Origin of the sequence: Streptomyces sp. HP-A2021, from assembly GCF_022807935.1 — a bacterium.
GTDB classification, from domain to species: Bacteria; Actinomycetota; Actinomycetes; order Streptomycetales; family Streptomycetaceae; genus Streptomyces; species Streptomyces afghaniensis.
In genome coordinates this window covers 2362495-2378459 of the sequence record NZ_CP094344.1, presented here as the reverse complement: position 1 = coordinate 2378459, position 15965 = coordinate 2362495, and the positions used below count along the sequence as shown (strand labels likewise).

Genomic DNA, 15965 nt, shown 5'->3' with positions numbered 1-15965 from the left:
CGCCCCTTCGCTGGGCATCGTGTCAGGGGCGTGGGCCGCGCCGTCCCGGAGGGAGAGCGGACGGGCCGCAGAGGCCGGCCGAAGGGATGGGAAGCCATGACGTCACCGCTGCCCTCGGGAGAGACGCTGCCACAGCCGGCGCTGAACCCGCCGGCGTCGGTCGCGGTGTTCCTCGTCGCCACGATCGACCCCGGCGGGGAAGCCGTCGTCCGGGAGGTGCTGGGGTCCCTCGCGGGCCTGGTGCGGTCCGTCGGCTTCCCCAGCCCCGACGGCGGTCTCGGCTGCGTCGCCGGGATCGGGGCCCGGGCCTGGGACCGGCTGTTCGGCGGCCCGCGGCCCGCCGAACTGCACCCGTTCCGCGAGCTGGCGGGGCCCCGGCACCACGCCCCGGCCACCCCCGGCGACCTGTTCTTCCACATCAAGTCCGCGCGCACCGACCTGTGCTTCGCGCTCGCCGCCGAGCTCGTGCGGCGGCTGCGCGGCACGGTCACCGTGCGGGACGAGACACAGGCGTTCTCGTACTTCGACTCGCGCAACGTTTTCGGCTTCGTCGACGGCACCGAGAACCCCGTCGGCCGGGCGGCGGCCGACGCGGCGCTGGTCGGCGAGGAGGATCCCGGCTTCAGCGGCGGTAGTTACGCGATCGTGCAGAAGTACCTGCACGACGTGGACGCGTGGGATGCCCTCGCCGCCGAGGCGCAGGAGAAGGTGATAGGCCGCACCAAGCTCACCGACCTCGAACTCGACGCGCCCGGTTCGCACAAGGACGTCAACACCGTCCTCGGCCCGGACGGCTCCGAGCAGAAGATACTGCGCTCGGCGATGCCGTTCGGCAGGCCCGGGCCGGCTCCCGCCCGGGTGCGGGAACTGCTGGAGCAGGTCGGCCTGCCCGCGACGGCCGCCGACCGCTACCCCCACGAGCTGTCCGGCGGGCAGCGCCAGCGCGTCGCCATAGCGCGGGCCCTGGCCGCCGACCCCGACGTGCTGTTCTGCGACGAGGTCACCTCCGCGCTCGACGCGGAGACGGCCGTCGCCGTGATGGACCTGCTGACGGAGCTGCGTGACCGGCGCGGCCTGGCCCTGGTGCTCGTCAGCCACGACCTCCGCCTGGTCGCCGACCGGACGACCGACGAGCTGATCGTCATGTCCGGGGGCCGGGTGGCCGAAGCCGGCCCCACGCGGCGGCTGCTCGGGTCTCCGGAGGGGCTCACCAGCCCCTCGCCGGCGGGGCCGAGTAGCCGTCAGAGCACCTTGCGGTGCAGCAGGGCCGACAGCACGAGGGCGCCCGGCAGCAGAGGCAGCCACACCGTCAGGACGCGGTAGCCGATGACGGTGGCCGTGGCCGTGCCCACGGGCGCCCCGAACGCGGCCATGGTGAAGACCAGCGCCGCGTCCACGGGGCCGATTCCGCCGGGCGCGGGCACGGCCCCGACCGCGGTGCCGGCCACCAGCAGCGCGAGGACCACCTGCGCCCAGGACAGCGGCAGCCCGAGCGAGAACCCGACCGTGGCGATCACACTGCCCTGGAGCAGCGGGGTGGCCGCGGCACCGCCCCACAGGGCGAGCACGCGGCCGGGGCGGGTGTGCAGCTCGCGGACGTCGGTCAGGGCGGTGCGCAGGAAGCCGAGGACGGGGCGGCGCAGTGCCCGTACGGTCACCAGGAGCACGGCGGCCACGGTGAGCGCGAGCGCGGCACCGCCCGCCGCCAGGAGCAGCGTGCGGTCGTCGGGGACGAGCGCGCCGAGCCGCAGGACGTCCGGGAACGCCACCAGGAACACCAGCAGCACCAGCGTCCTGGCGACCGGCTTGACCAGGGAGTACAGGGCGAGCGACGCGGTGGCCCGGGGGAGGGCGATGCCGCGGCGCTGCAGGAAGCGCAGCGTCACGGCGTGCGCGCCCAGGCTGGCCGGCAGCACCTGGTTCGCGGCACCGGCGGCGAACTGCGAGGCCACCAGCAGGCCGGGCGGCAGCCGCTCCGGCAGGGCGCCCTGCCGGACGCAGGCGGCGGCCACCCAGGTCAGGCAGGTGAAGACCAACGCGGCGAGCAGCCACCACGGGTCGGCGGAGGCCAGCCGCGCGGCACCCGCGTAGGCGGTGCGCCGGTCGACCAGGGCCCACACCCCGACCAGCAGCAGCGGGAGGAGGACCAGGGCCGGCCGGACGAGGCGCGCGGCGCGGGAGCGGCGCGGGGCGGCGGGGCAGGGGGCGGCGGGGAGCGGTGCGGGGAGTGTTTCGAGCTGGAGCTGGGACACGGCGTACGTCGTCCTTCCGCGTCGCGCCCCGGGGACAGGGCGGACGGATGCAGGGCGAGGCAAGGGGACGGCGGAAACGTGCCCGTCCGGTGTGACGGCCCGGTGTCCGCCAGAAAAAGCGACAGGGGCGGGAGAACGACACGGCCGAATCCGGCCGATCGCGTCACACGACTCGCCCTCCCGCACGCGCGTGCGCCACCACCTCCCCGCCACCCCGCGCGGCCTGCGCCGCCATCGCCCCACCGGAGGATCCCCGCACGGCCCTGCGCCGCCACCGCGGGGAGTCCCGCACGGCCTACGCCGCCAGCGCCCCCACCACCGGGAACCCGGGACTGCGCAGGACCCGCCGCTCCGTGTCCACCGCGAACACCTCGCAGTGCTCCCGGGCCGCCGCCCACTGCACCCCCTCCGCGCCGAGGGCGAACGCCGCCGTGGCGACCGAGTCCGCCTCGGTCAGGGTCGGAGCCACGACGGTCATGCTGAGCAGGCCGGTCGCCGGGCGGCCCGTGCGGGCGTCGAGGATGTGGTCGCCGCGTTCGTAGCGGGCGGAGGTCGCGACCGCCCGGTCGGTGAGGTCCAGGACCGTGCAGAGCCGGTCGGCGTGTTCGGGGTGGCGTACGCCGACGCGCCAGGGTCCGCCGGAGGCGATCACGTCGCCGCCCGCGTTGAGGCAGAAGCGCCGCGCCCCGGCCGCCGACAGCAGCTCCGCTCCCTTCTGCACCGACCAGCCCTTCACCACGGCGCAGGGGTCGAGGCCGCGGCCGGGCAGCCGGACGTCGAAGGCGCCCCCGGTCGCGATCCGGTACTCCTCGCACAGGTCCAGGACCTCGCGGAGCGCCGGGCCGGGGGCCGAGATCTCCCCTCGGTCCAGCCGGGACACCTCGCTGTCCCGGCGGAACGGGCTGAACCGCGCGTCGACCTCGCGCAGCCAGGCGAAGAAGCCGTCCACCGGTGCCTCGGGGAAGCCCTCGTCGTCGATCCGTACCGACACCGGGAACCCCATGACGTGCTCGACGCGGCGCATGGCGTCAGCCCCTCGCGTCGATCGCGGCCTGGAGCGACTCCTTGTAGCCGTCGCTGGTGATCGTGGCACCGGACACCGTGTCGATGTCGGCGCTCTGCGCCTGGAGCGTCTCCTCGATCAGCTTGGGCACGGCGGCCGTGGTCTGCGGATGGTTCGGCTGCTGGAGCATCCGCACCGAGGCGATCCTGTCGCCGGAGAAGGTGACCTCGACCTGCACCGGGCCCTTCTCGGTGTCGAGCGTCGAGCCCGACACGACCGTGGTTGTCGTGCCGCCCGATGATGAGACCGACGGTGTCGACGCGGGCGCGGCGGCTTCCGTGGCGGACGACGACCCCGTGTCCTGCGACGGCGTGTACCGCCAGAGCGGGATCAGGCCCGCGACGCTCAGGACGAGGACGGGTATGGCTCGCTTCACGGTGTTCTCCTCGTTCCCGTCAGCCGGCCAGGCTGAAGCGCTCGAAGTGGGTCTGCGTCCTGGGCACGCCCAGCTCGCGCAGGCTGCCGAGCACCGCGTTCATCATCGGCGGCGGGCCGCACAGGTACACGTCCCGGCCGGTGATGTCCGGGACCAGACGCGCCAGCTCCTGCGGCGCCAGCCGGTCGGGCACGGCCGGCCCGGTGACCAGGTGCAGCTCGGCCCCCTTGGCGAGCGCGAGTTCGCGCAGTTCGTCGTAGAGGACGGCGTCCCGGTCCGTGGCCACGCGGTAGATCACGACCGCGTGGCCGTGCAGCTCCTCCAGCAGGGCCCGGATCGGGGTGACACCGACGCCACCGGCGATGAGCAGGGCGTCCGGGCGGGTGCGGTGCAGGGTGGTGAAGGCGCCGTAGGGGCCCTCGGCGAACACCCGCGTGCCGGCCTTCAGGTGCCGCAGGGCCGCGCTGCCGTCGCCCGCCCGCTTGACGGTCAGGCGCAGGGTACGGCCGTCCGGCGCGGCGGACAGCGAGAACGGGTTGGCCTGCCACCAGCGGTCCCTCGTCAGGAACCGCCACAGGAAGAACTGTCCGGCCCGGGCGGGCAGCCGGTCCAGGTCGCGGCCCGTGACGTAGACCGAGACCACGTCGTCGTTCTCCGGGACCACGGCCGTCACACGCAGCTGGTGGCGGAGGTTGCGCCACAGCGGCAGGACCAGCCGGCCCGTGAACACCGAGGCGAGGGCCACGCCCCACACGGCGTACCAGTACGTCCGCGCCACCGACGACGAGGTGAACGACGTGCCCGCCGCGACCTGGTGCGTGAACGCCAGGACCACCGCGACGTACGTGTACAGGTGGATGAAGTGCCAGGTCTCGTACGCCAGCCGGCGCCGGGCGGAGCGGGCCGAGACCACGCCGACCACGATGATGATCGCCAGGGCGGCGATCGCGCGCAGTACGCCCTCGACGGTCTCCGCGAGATCCACCAGCTGGTTCACCGGGTCCAGGGACGAGGACTGCGCGTAGCCGAAGACGATGAACACGGCGTGCGCCAGCAGCAGCCACAGCACCGAGAACCCCGTCCAGCGGTGCCAGGACGTCAGCCGGTCCATGCCGATCCGCCGGTCGAACCACGGCAGCCGCGCCACCAGCAGCAGCTGGAACGCCATGAGCAGCGCCCCGTACAGCCCCGCCAGCCGCCCCAGCACGATCAGCGTGTTCGAGGCGAAACCGGCCTGGACGAAGAAGACGGTCACCACGACCGCGTTGGCCAGCAGCACCGCGTACAGGCCGGTGCGGCCCACCACTCTCGGGCGCACGCCCGGCCGGGTCGCCGCGGGGGGTTCTTGGAGGGTCGTCACGATCGGCAGCTCCTTGATCGGATCCTGGGACACCGAGCTTGTCGCGGGGGAGCTGTCGGAATACTGTCGCCCAACTTTCAAGTACTTATCGATCCGGCGGCGAAGGGGCGAGCGGCTATGGAGGCACCGGACACGTGAAGCACTATGAGCGGGTGGAAAAAGTACGACTCCTCGTCGTCGACGACGACCCGCCCATCGCCGACCTCGTCGCGACCGTCGCCCGCTACGAGGGCTGGGAGGCGGTCACGGCGTACTCCGGCGAGGACGCGCTCCAGCGGGCCGCCGAGTTCCACCCGGACATCGTCGTGCTCGATCTGATGCTGCCCGGCGTCGACGGCTTCGGCGTCCTGGACCGGCTGCGCGCCTCCGGCACGATGGTGCCGGTGGTGTTCCTCACCGCCCGCGACGGCGTCGCCGACCGGGTCGCGGGCCTGACCCGGGGCGGCGACGACTACCTGGTCAAGCCGTTCGCCGTGGAGGAGCTGATGGCCCGGTTGCGCACCGTGCTGCGGCGCAGCGCCGGCCCCGCCTTCCAGCGGTCCGTGCTCCAGGTCGGCGACCTGACCATGGACGAGGACACCCGCGAGGTGCGGCGCGGCGAGAAGCTGCTGTCGCTCACCCCGACCGAGTACGAGGTGCTGCGCTACCTGATGCGCAAGTCGCCCACCGTGCTCACCAAGGCGCAGATCCTCGACCACGTCTGGGAGTACGGCTTCGGCGGCCGCTCCAACGTCGTCGAGCTGGTCATCAGCCGGTTGCGCCGCAAGCTCGACGAGACGGACGAGAGCGGCGCGCCGCTGATCCACACCGTGCGAGGATTCGGGTACGTCCTGCGACAGGCCTCCGAGTGATCGCCCGGCTGCGGCGGGCCTACCGCGGAATGCGCCTGGGCACCCGGCTGGCCCTCGGCCTCGGCGCCCTGGCGCTGGTCGTGTTCGCCGTCGTCGGCACGGCCCTCACCACGTACATGCGCGACTACCTGTCGGCCCAGCTCGACACCCAGCTCGCGCAGGCCCAGATCGCCCAGTCCAAGAGCATCGCGGACTACGGCACCCTCTCGGGCAAGAAGTACTACAGCTGGTTCTACGCCGTGTACGACGTCTCGGACGGCACGCCCGAGCTCCGCAGGCCCGAGGACCCCGCCGACCTGCCGAAGGACGTCGACGACTTCACGGCCCTGGCCTCGGCGCAGACGACCGCGCACCAGGAGCTCCTGCGCACCGAGCACCTCAGGGGCGCGGGCACCTACCGGCTGCGCGCCTGCGAGGTCGAACCCGGCGTGGTCCTGGTCAGCGCCGCGCCCATGGAGGACATCGAGGACACGGTCGGGCAGCTCATCACCATCCAGGTCGTCACCTTCGCGCTCGCGCTGCTCGCACTGGTCGTCTTCGGCCGCCGGATGCTGCGCCGCGGGCTGAAGCCGCTCAGCGACATGGCGTCGACCGCGCAGGGCATCGCCTCGCACGACCTGACCGAGTCGGCGGCCCGGCTGCCGCTGCGTGCCGACGGCCGGGACGGCGGCCCGGAGGTGGACGAGCTGCGCACCGCCTTCAACACGATGCTGGAGCACATCGACGACTCCCTCGCCGTACGCGCGGAGGCCGAGCAGCGGCTGCGCCGGTTCGTCGCGGACGCCTCGCACGAGCTGCGCACCCCGCTGATGTCGGTACGCGGCTACGCCGACCTGTTCCAGTACGCCGCCGCCAACGCCCCCGAGGAACGCGACCGGCACCTGGCACGGCTGCGTGCCGAGGCCGCCCGGATGGGCATCCTCCTGGACGACCTGCTGCTGCTCGCCCGGCTGGACGCGGCGGAGGTGGAGGCGCCGCTGCGGCTGGAGGACGCCGACCTGACGGAGCTGGTGCGCCAGGCCGCGGACGCCTTCCGGGCCGGCCGTCCCGACCACCCGCTGACGGTGACCACCTGCCCGGGGGCCCTCAAGGTGCGCCTGGACCCGCAGCGCGTCCGGCAGGTCCTGGACAACCTGCTCGCCAACGCCGCCGTGCACACCCCGCCCGGAACCCCGGTGTCCGTGGACGTCACCGTCGCCTCCCACGCCGCTCTGGTCCGGATCGCCGACGCGGGCCCCGGCATCCCGCCCGAGGACCAGGAGCGCGTCTTCGACCGCTTCTACCGCGTCGACAAGGCCCGCAGCCGCGACCGCGGCGGCAGCGGCCTCGGCCTGGCGGTCGCCCAGTCCCTGGTCCGGGCCCACGGCGGCCGCATCGAGCTGAACAGCGCACCCGGGGCGACGGTGTTCACCGTGCGCCTGCCGCTCGACGGGGCGGGGCTCCCGGCCGCTCCGGGGCCGGAAACGACCGCGGTCTAGACTCGACCGGCAACAGCCCGTACGACCAGCCCGTACGACCATGGCCAAAGCCTCCGCCAACCGAAGGGCCCCGGCGTCTTGATACGGATCGATTCAGTCACCAAGCGCTACCCGGACGGCACGGTGGCGGTCGACCGGCTCTCGCTGGAGATACCCGACCGCTCGATCACCGTCCTCGTCGGACCGTCGGGCTGCGGCAAGACGACCACGCTGCGGATGATCAACAGAATGGTCGAGCCGAGTGAGGGAACGATCCTCCTCGACGGCGAGGACATCCAGCGGCAGCCCGTCACCACCCTGCGCCGGTCCATGGGTTACGTCATCCAGAACGCCGGCCTCTTCCAGCACCGCACGATCGTCGACAACATCGCGACCGTGCCCCGCATGCTCGGCTGGGGCAAGCAGAAGGCCCGGGCGCGGGCCGCGGAGCTGATGGAGCGGGTCGGACTCGACGCCGCGCTCGCCAAGCGGTACCCGTACCAGCTGTCCGGCGGCCAGCAGCAGCGCGTCGGCGTGGCCCGGGCGCTCGCCGCCGACCCGCCGGTGCTGCTCATGGACGAGCCGTTCTCGGCGGTCGACCCGGTGGTGCGCAAGGGGCTCCAGGACGAACTGCTGCGCATCCAGGACGAGTTGGGCAAGACCATCGTCTTCGTCACCCATGACATCGACGAGGCCATCAAGCTCGGCACGATGGTCGCCGTGATGCGCACCGGCGGCCACCTCGCCCAGTACGCGCCCCCGGCCGAGCTGCTGTCCAGCCCCGCCGACGCCTTCGTCGAGGACTTCCTCGGCGGCGACCGCGGCATCCGGCGGCTGTCCTTCTTCCCGTCCGCCCGGCTGGAGTTGACGAGCGACCCGGTGATCCCGCTCGACGCCACCGCCGAGCAGATCGCCGCCCCCGACGCCCCCTACCTCCTGGTGACCGACGCGGACGGCCGGCCGCTCGGCTGGAGCGAGCCGCGGGACCTGGTCGCGGGGGACATCCGGCCGGACCGGCTGCTGTCCCACGGGCGGCCGTTCGTGCCCGGCACCGACTCGCTGCGGGTCGCCCTCGACTGCGCGGTGCTGTCGCCGACCGGCTGGGCCGTCGCCGTGGACACCGGCGGGCGGGTGACCGGAGTCGTCTCGCAAGCGACCATCGGCGAGGCGATCCGCAGCGCCCACGCGGCGGGACTCGACGACGAGAAGGTCGCCGGATGAGCGAGTTCCTCCACGACTTCTTCGACATGCCGAGCGACCTCCAGCACAGCTGGATCGGGCTGGTCGGACTGCACTTGAGAGAGGCCCTGCTGCCGGTCGCGGCCGGACTGCTCCTGGCACTGCCGATCGCCCAGCTCTGCATCCGCTTCCGCTGGCTCTACCCGCCCGTCCTCGGCGTCACGACCGTGCTGTACGCCGTCCCGTCGCTGGCGTTCTTCGTCGTCCTCATCAACTACACCGGGCAGACCGAACTCACCGTGATGATCCCGCTGGCGGTGTACAGCCTGGTGGTGCTCGTCCCGGCGATCGTCGACGGGGTGCGCTCGGTGCCGCAGGAGACCCTGTCCGCGGCCACCGCCATGGGCTTCGGGCCCGTACGGCGGTACTTCCAGGTGCAGTTGCCGATCGCGGTCCCGGCGATCATCGCCGGTCTGCGGGTGGCGACCGTGTCGAGCATCTCCCTCGTCAGCGTCGGCATGCTGATCGGCAACCAGGGCGCGCTCGGCAACCTGCTCCACGACGCGCAGATCTACAACCGGCCCGAACTGACCTGGAACTCCGTGATCACCACGGCCCTCCTGGCGATCCTCGTCGACGCCCTGCTGGTCCTCGTGCGCGTGCTGCTGACGCCCTGGATGCCCAGCGGCTCGGCCGGTCGCAGGCAGGCGCCCGCCCTCAAGGACGCAGCCCGGTGAACGTACTCAACTTCGTCAACGCCTTCTTCAGCGACAGCGCCCACTGGCAGGGCTACGACGGCATCCCGGCCCGCCTCGGGGAACACGTGCAGTACACCCTGGAGGCACTCGCCCTCGCCGCCGCGATCGGACTGCCGATCGGCCTGGTCACCGGTCACTACGGGCGCGGCGGGAACGCCCTGTCCCTGGTCGCCACCGCCGGGCGGGCCCTGCCCAGTTTCGGCCTGCTGGTGCTGATGACGACCCTGCTGGGATTCGGGATGCTGCCCGTGATGATCCCGCTGGTCGTCCTGGCCGTCCCGCCGATCCTGGTCACCACCTACGAGGCGATGCGGTCCGTCGACCCCTCGCCGGTGGACGCCGCCCGCGGCATGGGCATGCACGAGTCCCGGATCCTCTTCCAGGTCGAACTGCCGGTCGCGTTGCCGCTGATCCTGAGCGGGCTGCGCTCGGCGGCCATCCAGATCGTGTCGACGGCGACCATCGCCGCGTACGTCAGCCTGGGCGGCCTCGGGCGGTACATCGTCGACGGCCTCTACCAGCGCAATTACGAGAAGGTGGTGGGCGGCGCGACGCTGGTCGCCGTCCTGGCGCTGGTCACGCTCGCGCTGTTCTGGGCGGTGGCGCGGGTGGCGGTGTCGCCGGGCGTGCGCAGGAGTTGAGGGGCCGGGTTGCCATGGTTTGTCGCACATCGACGCCGATTGGTAACCAGGCTGCTCTTGACTGACCGAATAGCGGCTGGCTTGGATCAATGGGTGATTACTACGGCGAAGAGCAGCACCCGGTCCATCACCAGGCACCCCGGCGCGGCCGCGGTCGCGCTCGCCGCGGCGGCGGCTCTTCTCGGAGGCTGTTCCTCCGGCGGCACCTCCGAGGACCCGCTCAAGGGCGGCGGAGCGGAGAGCGGCACCGTCGTGGTCGGCTCCAACAACTTCGCCGAGAGCATCCTGCTCGCCGACATCTACGGCGAGGCCCTCAAGGCCAAGGGCATCAAGGTCACCTACAAGCCCAACATCGGCAGCCGTGAGACCACGTACGGTCTGATGAAGAACGGCGCCATCACGCTGCTGCCGGAGTACAACGGCTCCCTGCTGGCGTACCTCGACGCCAAGGCCAAGCCGAAGACGGTCGAGGAGACCACGACCGCGATCAACGGCAAGCTCGACCCCAAGCTGGAGCTGCTGAAGCCGTCGGCCGCGCAGAACAAGGACTCCGTGACCCTGAACGCGGAGACCGCGAAGAAGTACAAGCTCACCTCCGACTCCTCCATCGGGGAGCTCAAGGACGTCGCCAAGGACCTGGTCTTCGGCGGCTCGCCGGAGTTCCAGACCCGGCACCAGGGCCTGGTGGGCCTGAAGTCGGTGTACGGCCTGGAGTTCAAGTCCTTCAAGTCCCTCGACGCGGGCGGGCCGCTGACCCAGGCGGCGCTGAAGAAGAACACCGTGCAGGCCGCGGACCTCTTCACCACCGACCCGACCATCGCCCGGGAGAAGTTCGTCGTCCTGAAGGACCCGGAGAACCTCTTCGGCTTCCAGAACGTGCAGCCGCTGGTCCGCAAGGGCGAGCTGTCCAAGGAGGGTGCCGCGGCGCTCGACGCGGTCTCGGCCAAGCTCGACACGAAGGCACTCCTCCAACTGGACGCGCAGGTACAGCTGGAGAAGAAGGACCCGCTGGACGTGGCCAAGGCGTGGCTGAAGTCGGCGGGTCTGGTCTGACTCCGGGCAGGCTGCCCGGCACGATGCGGTAACGGTTCGGTCGGATCCCCAGTGGATCGAACGCGGGCCGGGGGCGGGGCGTCACAGGGACGGAACCATCCCCGGTCACCGCGAACCCCTGGGAGCGTCATGCGTACCGACATGACCCGCGCCGCCCGTCTCCTCCTCGTCCTGGCCCTGTCCGCCTCCGGAGCCGGTGCCGCCGCGGGGTGCGGCACGGCGGAAGCCGGCCGCACCGCCCCGAGCCCGTCCCCGCGCTCGAACGACCGCGCCCATCGGGTCGCAGAAGCCTGGGACGGCTCCCGGGCGGCCGCGCAGTGGCGCGCGGGCTACCACCCCATCGCACCGGTCGTCCAACTGCCCCCGGGCGGCCTCCGCAACGACGCCGACCGGCGCGCGTACGCGACCGGCACCTTCGACCTGAAGGCGCCGCTCCCCTCCGCCCGGGGAAAGAGCGGCCGGGTGACGTGGCAGGAAGGGGGCTCGCTCACCAGGCCCCTCGTGGCGGCCGAGCGGGCCTACCGGGCCCTGGACAGCAACAGCGGCCCCGGTCCCCGGCTGACCGTCACCAAGGCCGAGTCGGGGGACATGACCGTGCTCACCGGTCGCGGGCCGGCGACAGTCCCGGCCTGGCTGTTCACCCTGGAGGGCTATGCCGCTCCCCTGAAGACGGCCGCCGTGACCCCCTCGGAGCTGCCCGCGCCGCCCGTCGCGCCGCTCGGGCCGGACGTACCCACGGACGTACTGGCGCCGCTCGGCGGCCTGACAGGGGTGGCGCAGGACGGCCGGTCCGTCACCGTGGTGGCGCACCACGGATCCTGCGACGACGGCCCCGTCGTGACGGCGCTGGAGACACGCGGCAGCGTCGTGCTGTCCGCCTCCGTGACCGGCACCGACGACGGTCCCTGCACGAGTGACCTGCGCGGCGAGAAGGTGACGGTGAAGCTGGACCGGCCGGTCGGCGGCCGCATCGTCCTGGACGCGTTCACGGGCCGCCCGGTGCCGTACACCGAGTGGCCCGGGCCCACACCCGGCCGGAGCTGAGACACCACTGGTCGCAGGCTCGTACCGCCTGGCTCAGGCCTGCACCGCCGTCGCGATGAGCTGGTCGAGCAGGGCGATCAGCACGTCCCGGCACGACTCCCTCTCGCGCGCGTCGCACAGCAGCACCTGCACGTGCTCGGGTACCGCGAGCGCGTCGCGGATGTCCTCGGGCGGATACGGGTGTTCCCCGTGGAAGCCGTTGACCCCGACGACGAACGGGATGCCCCGGCGTTCGAAGAAGTCGATGGCGGCGAAGCTGGACTCGGGTCTGCGGACGTCGACCAGGACCACGGCACCGAGCGCGCCGAGGGCCAGGTCGTTCCACATGAACCAGAACCGCTGCTGCCCCGGCGTACCGAACAGGTACAGCACCAGGTCCCGGCTGATGGTGATCCGGCCGAAGTCCAGGGCCACGGTGGTGGCCCGTTTCTCCTCGATACCGTCCAGGTCGTCGACGCCCAGCCCTGCCATGGTCAGGGGTTCCTCGGTGCGCAGCGGGGCGATCTCGCTGACCGACCCGACCATCGTGGTCTTGCCCACGCCGAAGCCACCGGCGATGAGGATCTTGACCGTGTCGGGTGCCGAGGACGCGTCGGTGGCGACGTCAGAGCCGGCCAAGGCCGTCCCTCACTTTCTTCAGCAGGTCCAGGTCCGGAGTGGTACGGGAAACCGGGCGCGGCGGACGGACGGTGATCCGGCCCGCCTCCAGCAGGTCGCAGAGCAGGATGACGACCACGCTCACCGGCAGGTCGAGCCGGGCGGCCAGCTCCGCCACGGCCATCGGCTCGGCGCACAGCCGGAGGATCCGGGTGTGCTCGGGCTGGCACCGGGCCGCCTCGGCGGGCTGGGGATCGACCGCGGTCACCGTCGCGATGAGCGTGAAGTCGGCGCGGCTGGGCCGGGTCCGGCCACCGGTCAGCGTGAACGGCCGTACGAGCCGCCCCGCCGAGTCGCCTCCGCCCACCTCACACGCCGGGGTCGACGACGGGGCCGGCCATGCCCCGCGGTGCCGCGCTGAGGTGCTCGCCGATCTTCTTCACCAGCATGTTCATCTGGTACGCCACCACACCGACGTCCGCGCCCGGCCCGGTCAGCACGACCAGGTGGGCGCCGGGACCGGCGGACGTGAGGATCAGATAGCTGTTGGCCATCTCGATGAGCGCCTGGCGCACCGGACCGCCCCGGAAGTCCATGCTGACGCCCTTGCTGAGACTCATCAGACCGGACGCGGTCGCCGCCAGCCGCTCGGCGTCGTCGCGCAGGAATCCGGTGGACTTGCTGACCACCAGGCCGTCCTCGGACAGCACCACGGCCTGGTTCACGTCGGCGACCCGCTCCACGAGTCCGGTCAGCAGCTGGTCGAGCTGGGTGTGCGTGGCGGGGATGGGGCGTGTCATTGCGGTGTCCTTCGTCAGCGGTCGGCGGGCGGAGTCGAGGGGACGGGGTCGGCGGCGGCCTGCCGGGGTGGTGCGGCCGCGTCCTCGTCGTGGGGCGGCTCGGCGTCGTCGTCACGGGCCCGGAGCGTGCCGCGCTGGAAGCCGGCCAGGGAGGAGGCGGCGGCTTCCGCGGTGAAGTCGTCGGGGGAGCCGTCGTCTTCGGCGGGCGCGGACTCCTCGCGCAGTTCCTCCACCAGGCTGGTCTGCGGCACCCGGCGGGGGAGCGGGGCGAGCCCGTCCCGGCGGGGGATGACCTCGCGGGCGGCGGACACGGCGGCAGGGACGGCTGCGGTGGTGGTGGCGGTCCGGGCAGAGGTGAGGGGCCGGGGCTCGCGGGCGGTCCCGGCGGCATCGGCAGCACCCTCCGGCTCCTCGGCGGGCATGGTGTTGCCGCCGTTGTCGGTGGTCTCGGCGGTCTTGGCGTCCATCGGGCTCTGCCCGTCCGTCGGGATCTCCCGCACCACGATGTCGTGCGGTATCAGCACGATGGCCGTGGTCCCACCGTACGGCGAGGCGCGCAGGGTGACGGCGATGCCGTGCCGATGGGCCAGCTGGGCTATCACGAACATGCCGAGCCGCAGGTCGTCGGCGAGCGCCACCACGTCGAACTGCGGGGGCACCGCGAGCTGTTCGTTGAAGGACGTGTAGTCCTCCTCCGACATGCCGAGGCCGCGGTCCTCCACCTCGACGGCCAGACCCTTGGCGACCATCCCGGCCCGCACCGTGACGGGGCTCGGGGCGGGCGAGTACGCGGTCGCGTTGTCGATGAGCTCGGCCAGCAGATGGATGACGTCGGCCACCGCGGGCGGCGCGACGAACACCTCCTCCTCGGTGTGCACCTCCACCCGCTGGTACTCGGCGACCTCGCCGACCGCACTGCGCAGGATGTCGATCAGCGCGACCGGCTCGCTCCAGCTGCGGCCGGGCCGTTCGCCGCTGACGATGACGAGGTTCTCCTCGTAGCGGCGCAACTGGCTGGCCGTGGAGTCCAGTTCGTACAGGCCCTTGAGGATGTCGGGGTCGGTGTGCTCGCGTTCCAGCATGTCGAGCCGGCTGAGCTGGAGGTTGACCAGGTTCTGGCTCTGCCGGGCGATGCCCAGGATGACCTTCTGGAAGCCGCGCCGGGTGTCGGCGAGTTCGACCGCGGTGTGCACGGCCGTGCGCTGGGCGGTGTTGAACGCCTGCGCCACCTGGCCGAGTTCGTCGTGTCCGTAGTCCAGCGGTGTCGTCGCGGACTCCGGGTCGACCGTCTCGCCCCGGTCGAGGCGGGCCACCACGTCGGGCAGCCGCTCCTGCGCGAGGCTGACGGCGGCCCGGCGCAGGCCGCGCAGCCGCCGGGACAGCGAGCGGGTGATCCGCCAGGACATGCCGACGCACACCAGCAGCGCGAGCAGCCCTCCGGCGCTCAGGATCCCCGCCTTGATCAGCAGCGCGTCCGCCTTGTCGGCGCTGCGTTCGAGCAGGCCCGTCGTCTGCCGCTGGATCAGGCTCGCGTAGTGCTGGGACAGTTTGTCCATGGCGGCGTTCCACCGCTTCTGGGTGTCCGGCAGGGCGATCCGGTCCGAGGCGGCACCGGAGTTGCGGGCCGCAAGCACCTGGTCCTCGACGGCCTGGAGCGTCTGCCACTCCGGGCTCGCCAGGATCCGCTCGGTCTGTGCCTTGGCGCTGCCGGTCAGCTGGGGCACCACCTGGTCCTTGACGAGCCAGCGCCGGGTGTTCACCAGCTCCGTGAACTGCACCCAGGCCTTGTCGTCGAGGTGCCCGGACGGCCAGGCCAGGGTCAGCTGCGCGTCCTCGCGGGAGACCAGTTCCGCCGCGTGCTCCAGGGCGACCAGCGGACCGGCCTGCGAGGTGAGGTCGCCGTCGTCGACCTGGGAGAGCTCCTGGAAGGCGTGGATCTGGTCGTCGATGATCGAGGAGTACTGGTCCAGCGCCTGCTGCGCGGTGATGTCGGTCGGGTGGTCCACCTGGTCGCGGTAGTACTCCAGGCTGCCCACCGAGCCCAGCACCGAGTACAGCCGGTCCGATATGCGGGAGGGCGCCTTCTCGATCGCGTCCGCCTGCCCGACCAGCTTCGCGACCGCCGCGTCGGTCTCCTCGCGCTGTCTGTCGAGGGCGGCCCGGGAGCCGTGCGGCGAGGCCAGCCAGGCCGCCGACAGGCTGCGTTCCCGCTGCAGGGCGAGTGTCGTGTCGGTGCCCATGGCACCGGTCGACCGGCTCAGCTCCGTCTGGTCACGCAGCCGAAGCCCCTCCGAGAACATCTGGATGGTCGTCACGCCCCACATGGCGGCGAGGGTGACGCTGGGCACCAGGGCCAGGAGCACCAGGGAGAGGCGTATGGAACCGAGACGGCGCCGGGCACCTGTCCGTCGAGACATCGTCGTCCTAGGGCGATCAGCGGGGAGCGAGAAACGGGGAGGCGGAACGGGCGGGGCGGGGAGTGGGGGACGGGCGCGGAGGGTTTCGCGTGCCTGTTACGGCACATGGGATGCGCA

General features: G+C 72.3%; 16 protein-coding genes. 8 read left to right on the top strand and 8 right to left on the bottom strand.

All coding sequences use genetic code 11. The annotated features are described in order from the left end of the window. Nucleotides 1-96 precede the first annotated feature (96 nt). Entirely contained in the window at nt 97-1323 is a 1227-nt protein-coding gene (locus MQE23_RS10930; protein ID WP_243379024.1) for a Dyp-type peroxidase, read from the top strand. Here MQE23_RS10930 and MQE23_RS10925 read toward each other — a convergent pair. From MQE23_RS10925 to MQE23_RS10905, 4 genes are all read right to left on the bottom strand, one after another. Then, nucleotides 1242-2252 (bottom strand): lysylphosphatidylglycerol synthase transmembrane domain-containing protein, encoded by a 1011-nt coding sequence (locus MQE23_RS10925; protein WP_243379023.1) that lies wholly within the window; start codon nt 2250-2252, stop codon nt 1242-1244. The genes MQE23_RS10930 and MQE23_RS10925 overlap by 82 nt on opposite strands. Before the next feature lie 295 nt (nt 2253-2547). After that, nucleotides 2548-3276, bottom strand: coding sequence for an FAD:protein FMN transferase (locus tag MQE23_RS10915; protein WP_243379021.1), 729 nt, complete (start codon nt 3274-3276; stop codon nt 2548-2550). A 4-nt stretch (nt 3277-3280) separates the two neighbouring features. Next, nucleotides 3281-3691, bottom strand: a complete 411-nt coding sequence (locus tag MQE23_RS10910; RefSeq protein ID WP_020271586.1) for an FMN-binding protein — start codon at nt 3689-3691, stop codon at nt 3281-3283. 19 nt (nt 3692-3710) lie between these two features. After that, a complete protein-coding gene (locus tag MQE23_RS10905) occupies nt 3711-5051 on the bottom strand; it encodes a ferredoxin reductase family protein (protein WP_243379020.1) in 1341 nt (446 codons plus the stop codon). Between the two features lie 152 nt (nt 5052-5203). Here MQE23_RS10905 and MQE23_RS10900 point away from each other — a divergent pair, with 152 nt between their 5' ends. From MQE23_RS10900 to MQE23_RS10870, 7 genes are all read left to right on the top strand, one after another. Then, the gene (locus tag MQE23_RS10900) at nt 5204-5902 is read left to right on the top strand and encodes a response regulator transcription factor (protein WP_037668180.1); all 699 of its coding nucleotides are present in this window, start codon (nt 5204-5206) and stop codon (nt 5900-5902) included. Continuing rightward, nucleotides 5899-7380 carry a HAMP domain-containing sensor histidine kinase gene (locus MQE23_RS10895; protein ID WP_020271583.1) on the top strand — a complete coding sequence of 494 codons (1482 nt, stop codon included), beginning with the start codon at nt 5899-5901 and terminating at the stop codon, nt 7378-7380. The genes MQE23_RS10900 and MQE23_RS10895 overlap by 4 nt, the downstream gene beginning before the upstream one ends. A 78-nt stretch (nt 7381-7458) precedes the next feature. Beyond that, nucleotides 7459-8580 (top strand): ABC transporter ATP-binding protein, encoded by a 1122-nt coding sequence (locus tag MQE23_RS10890; RefSeq protein ID WP_020271582.1) that lies wholly within the window; start codon nt 7459-7461, stop codon nt 8578-8580. Continuing rightward, complete coding sequence (locus MQE23_RS10885) at nt 8577-9275, top strand: ABC transporter permease subunit (RefSeq protein ID WP_020271581.1); 699 nt, start codon at nt 8577-8579, stop codon at nt 9273-9275. The genes MQE23_RS10890 and MQE23_RS10885 overlap by 4 nt, the downstream gene beginning before the upstream one ends. Beyond that, nucleotides 9272-9937 carry an ABC transporter permease gene (locus tag MQE23_RS10880; protein ID WP_020271580.1) on the top strand — a complete coding sequence of 222 codons (666 nt, stop codon included), beginning with the start codon at nt 9272-9274 and terminating at the stop codon, nt 9935-9937. The genes MQE23_RS10885 and MQE23_RS10880 overlap by 4 nt, the downstream gene beginning before the upstream one ends. Before the next feature lie 93 nt (nt 9938-10030). Continuing rightward, nucleotides 10031-10990, top strand: coding sequence for a glycine betaine ABC transporter substrate-binding protein (locus MQE23_RS10875; protein ID WP_020271579.1), 960 nt, complete (start codon nt 10031-10033; stop codon nt 10988-10990). 129 nt (nt 10991-11119) lie between these two features. Further along, complete coding sequence (locus MQE23_RS10870) at nt 11120-12034, top strand: hypothetical protein (protein WP_243379019.1); 915 nt, start codon at nt 11120-11122, stop codon at nt 12032-12034. A 33-nt stretch (nt 12035-12067) separates the two neighbouring features. Here MQE23_RS10870 and MQE23_RS10865 read toward each other — a convergent pair whose 3' ends face one another. The 4 genes from MQE23_RS10865 to MQE23_RS10850 are packed head-to-tail and all read right to left on the bottom strand — an operon-like array spanning nt 12068 to nt 15848. Beyond that, nucleotides 12068-12652, bottom strand: a complete 585-nt coding sequence (locus tag MQE23_RS10865; protein ID WP_020271577.1) for an ATP/GTP-binding protein — start codon at nt 12650-12652, stop codon at nt 12068-12070. After that, entirely contained in the window at nt 12639-12998 is a 360-nt protein-coding gene (locus tag MQE23_RS10860; protein WP_020271576.1) for a DUF742 domain-containing protein, read from the bottom strand. Before MQE23_RS10860 ends, MQE23_RS10865 begins: the two co-directional genes overlap by 14 nt. 1 nt (nt 12999) lies before the next feature. After that, the gene (locus MQE23_RS10855) at nt 13000-13431 is read right to left on the bottom strand and encodes a roadblock/LC7 domain-containing protein (protein ID WP_020271575.1); all 432 of its coding nucleotides are present in this window, start codon (nt 13429-13431) and stop codon (nt 13000-13002) included. A gap of 14 nt (nt 13432-13445) precedes the next feature. After that, nucleotides 13446-15848, bottom strand: a complete 2403-nt coding sequence (locus MQE23_RS10850) for a nitrate- and nitrite sensing domain-containing protein (RefSeq protein WP_243379017.1) — start codon at nt 15846-15848, stop codon at nt 13446-13448. Nucleotides 15849-15965 lie beyond the last annotated feature (117 nt).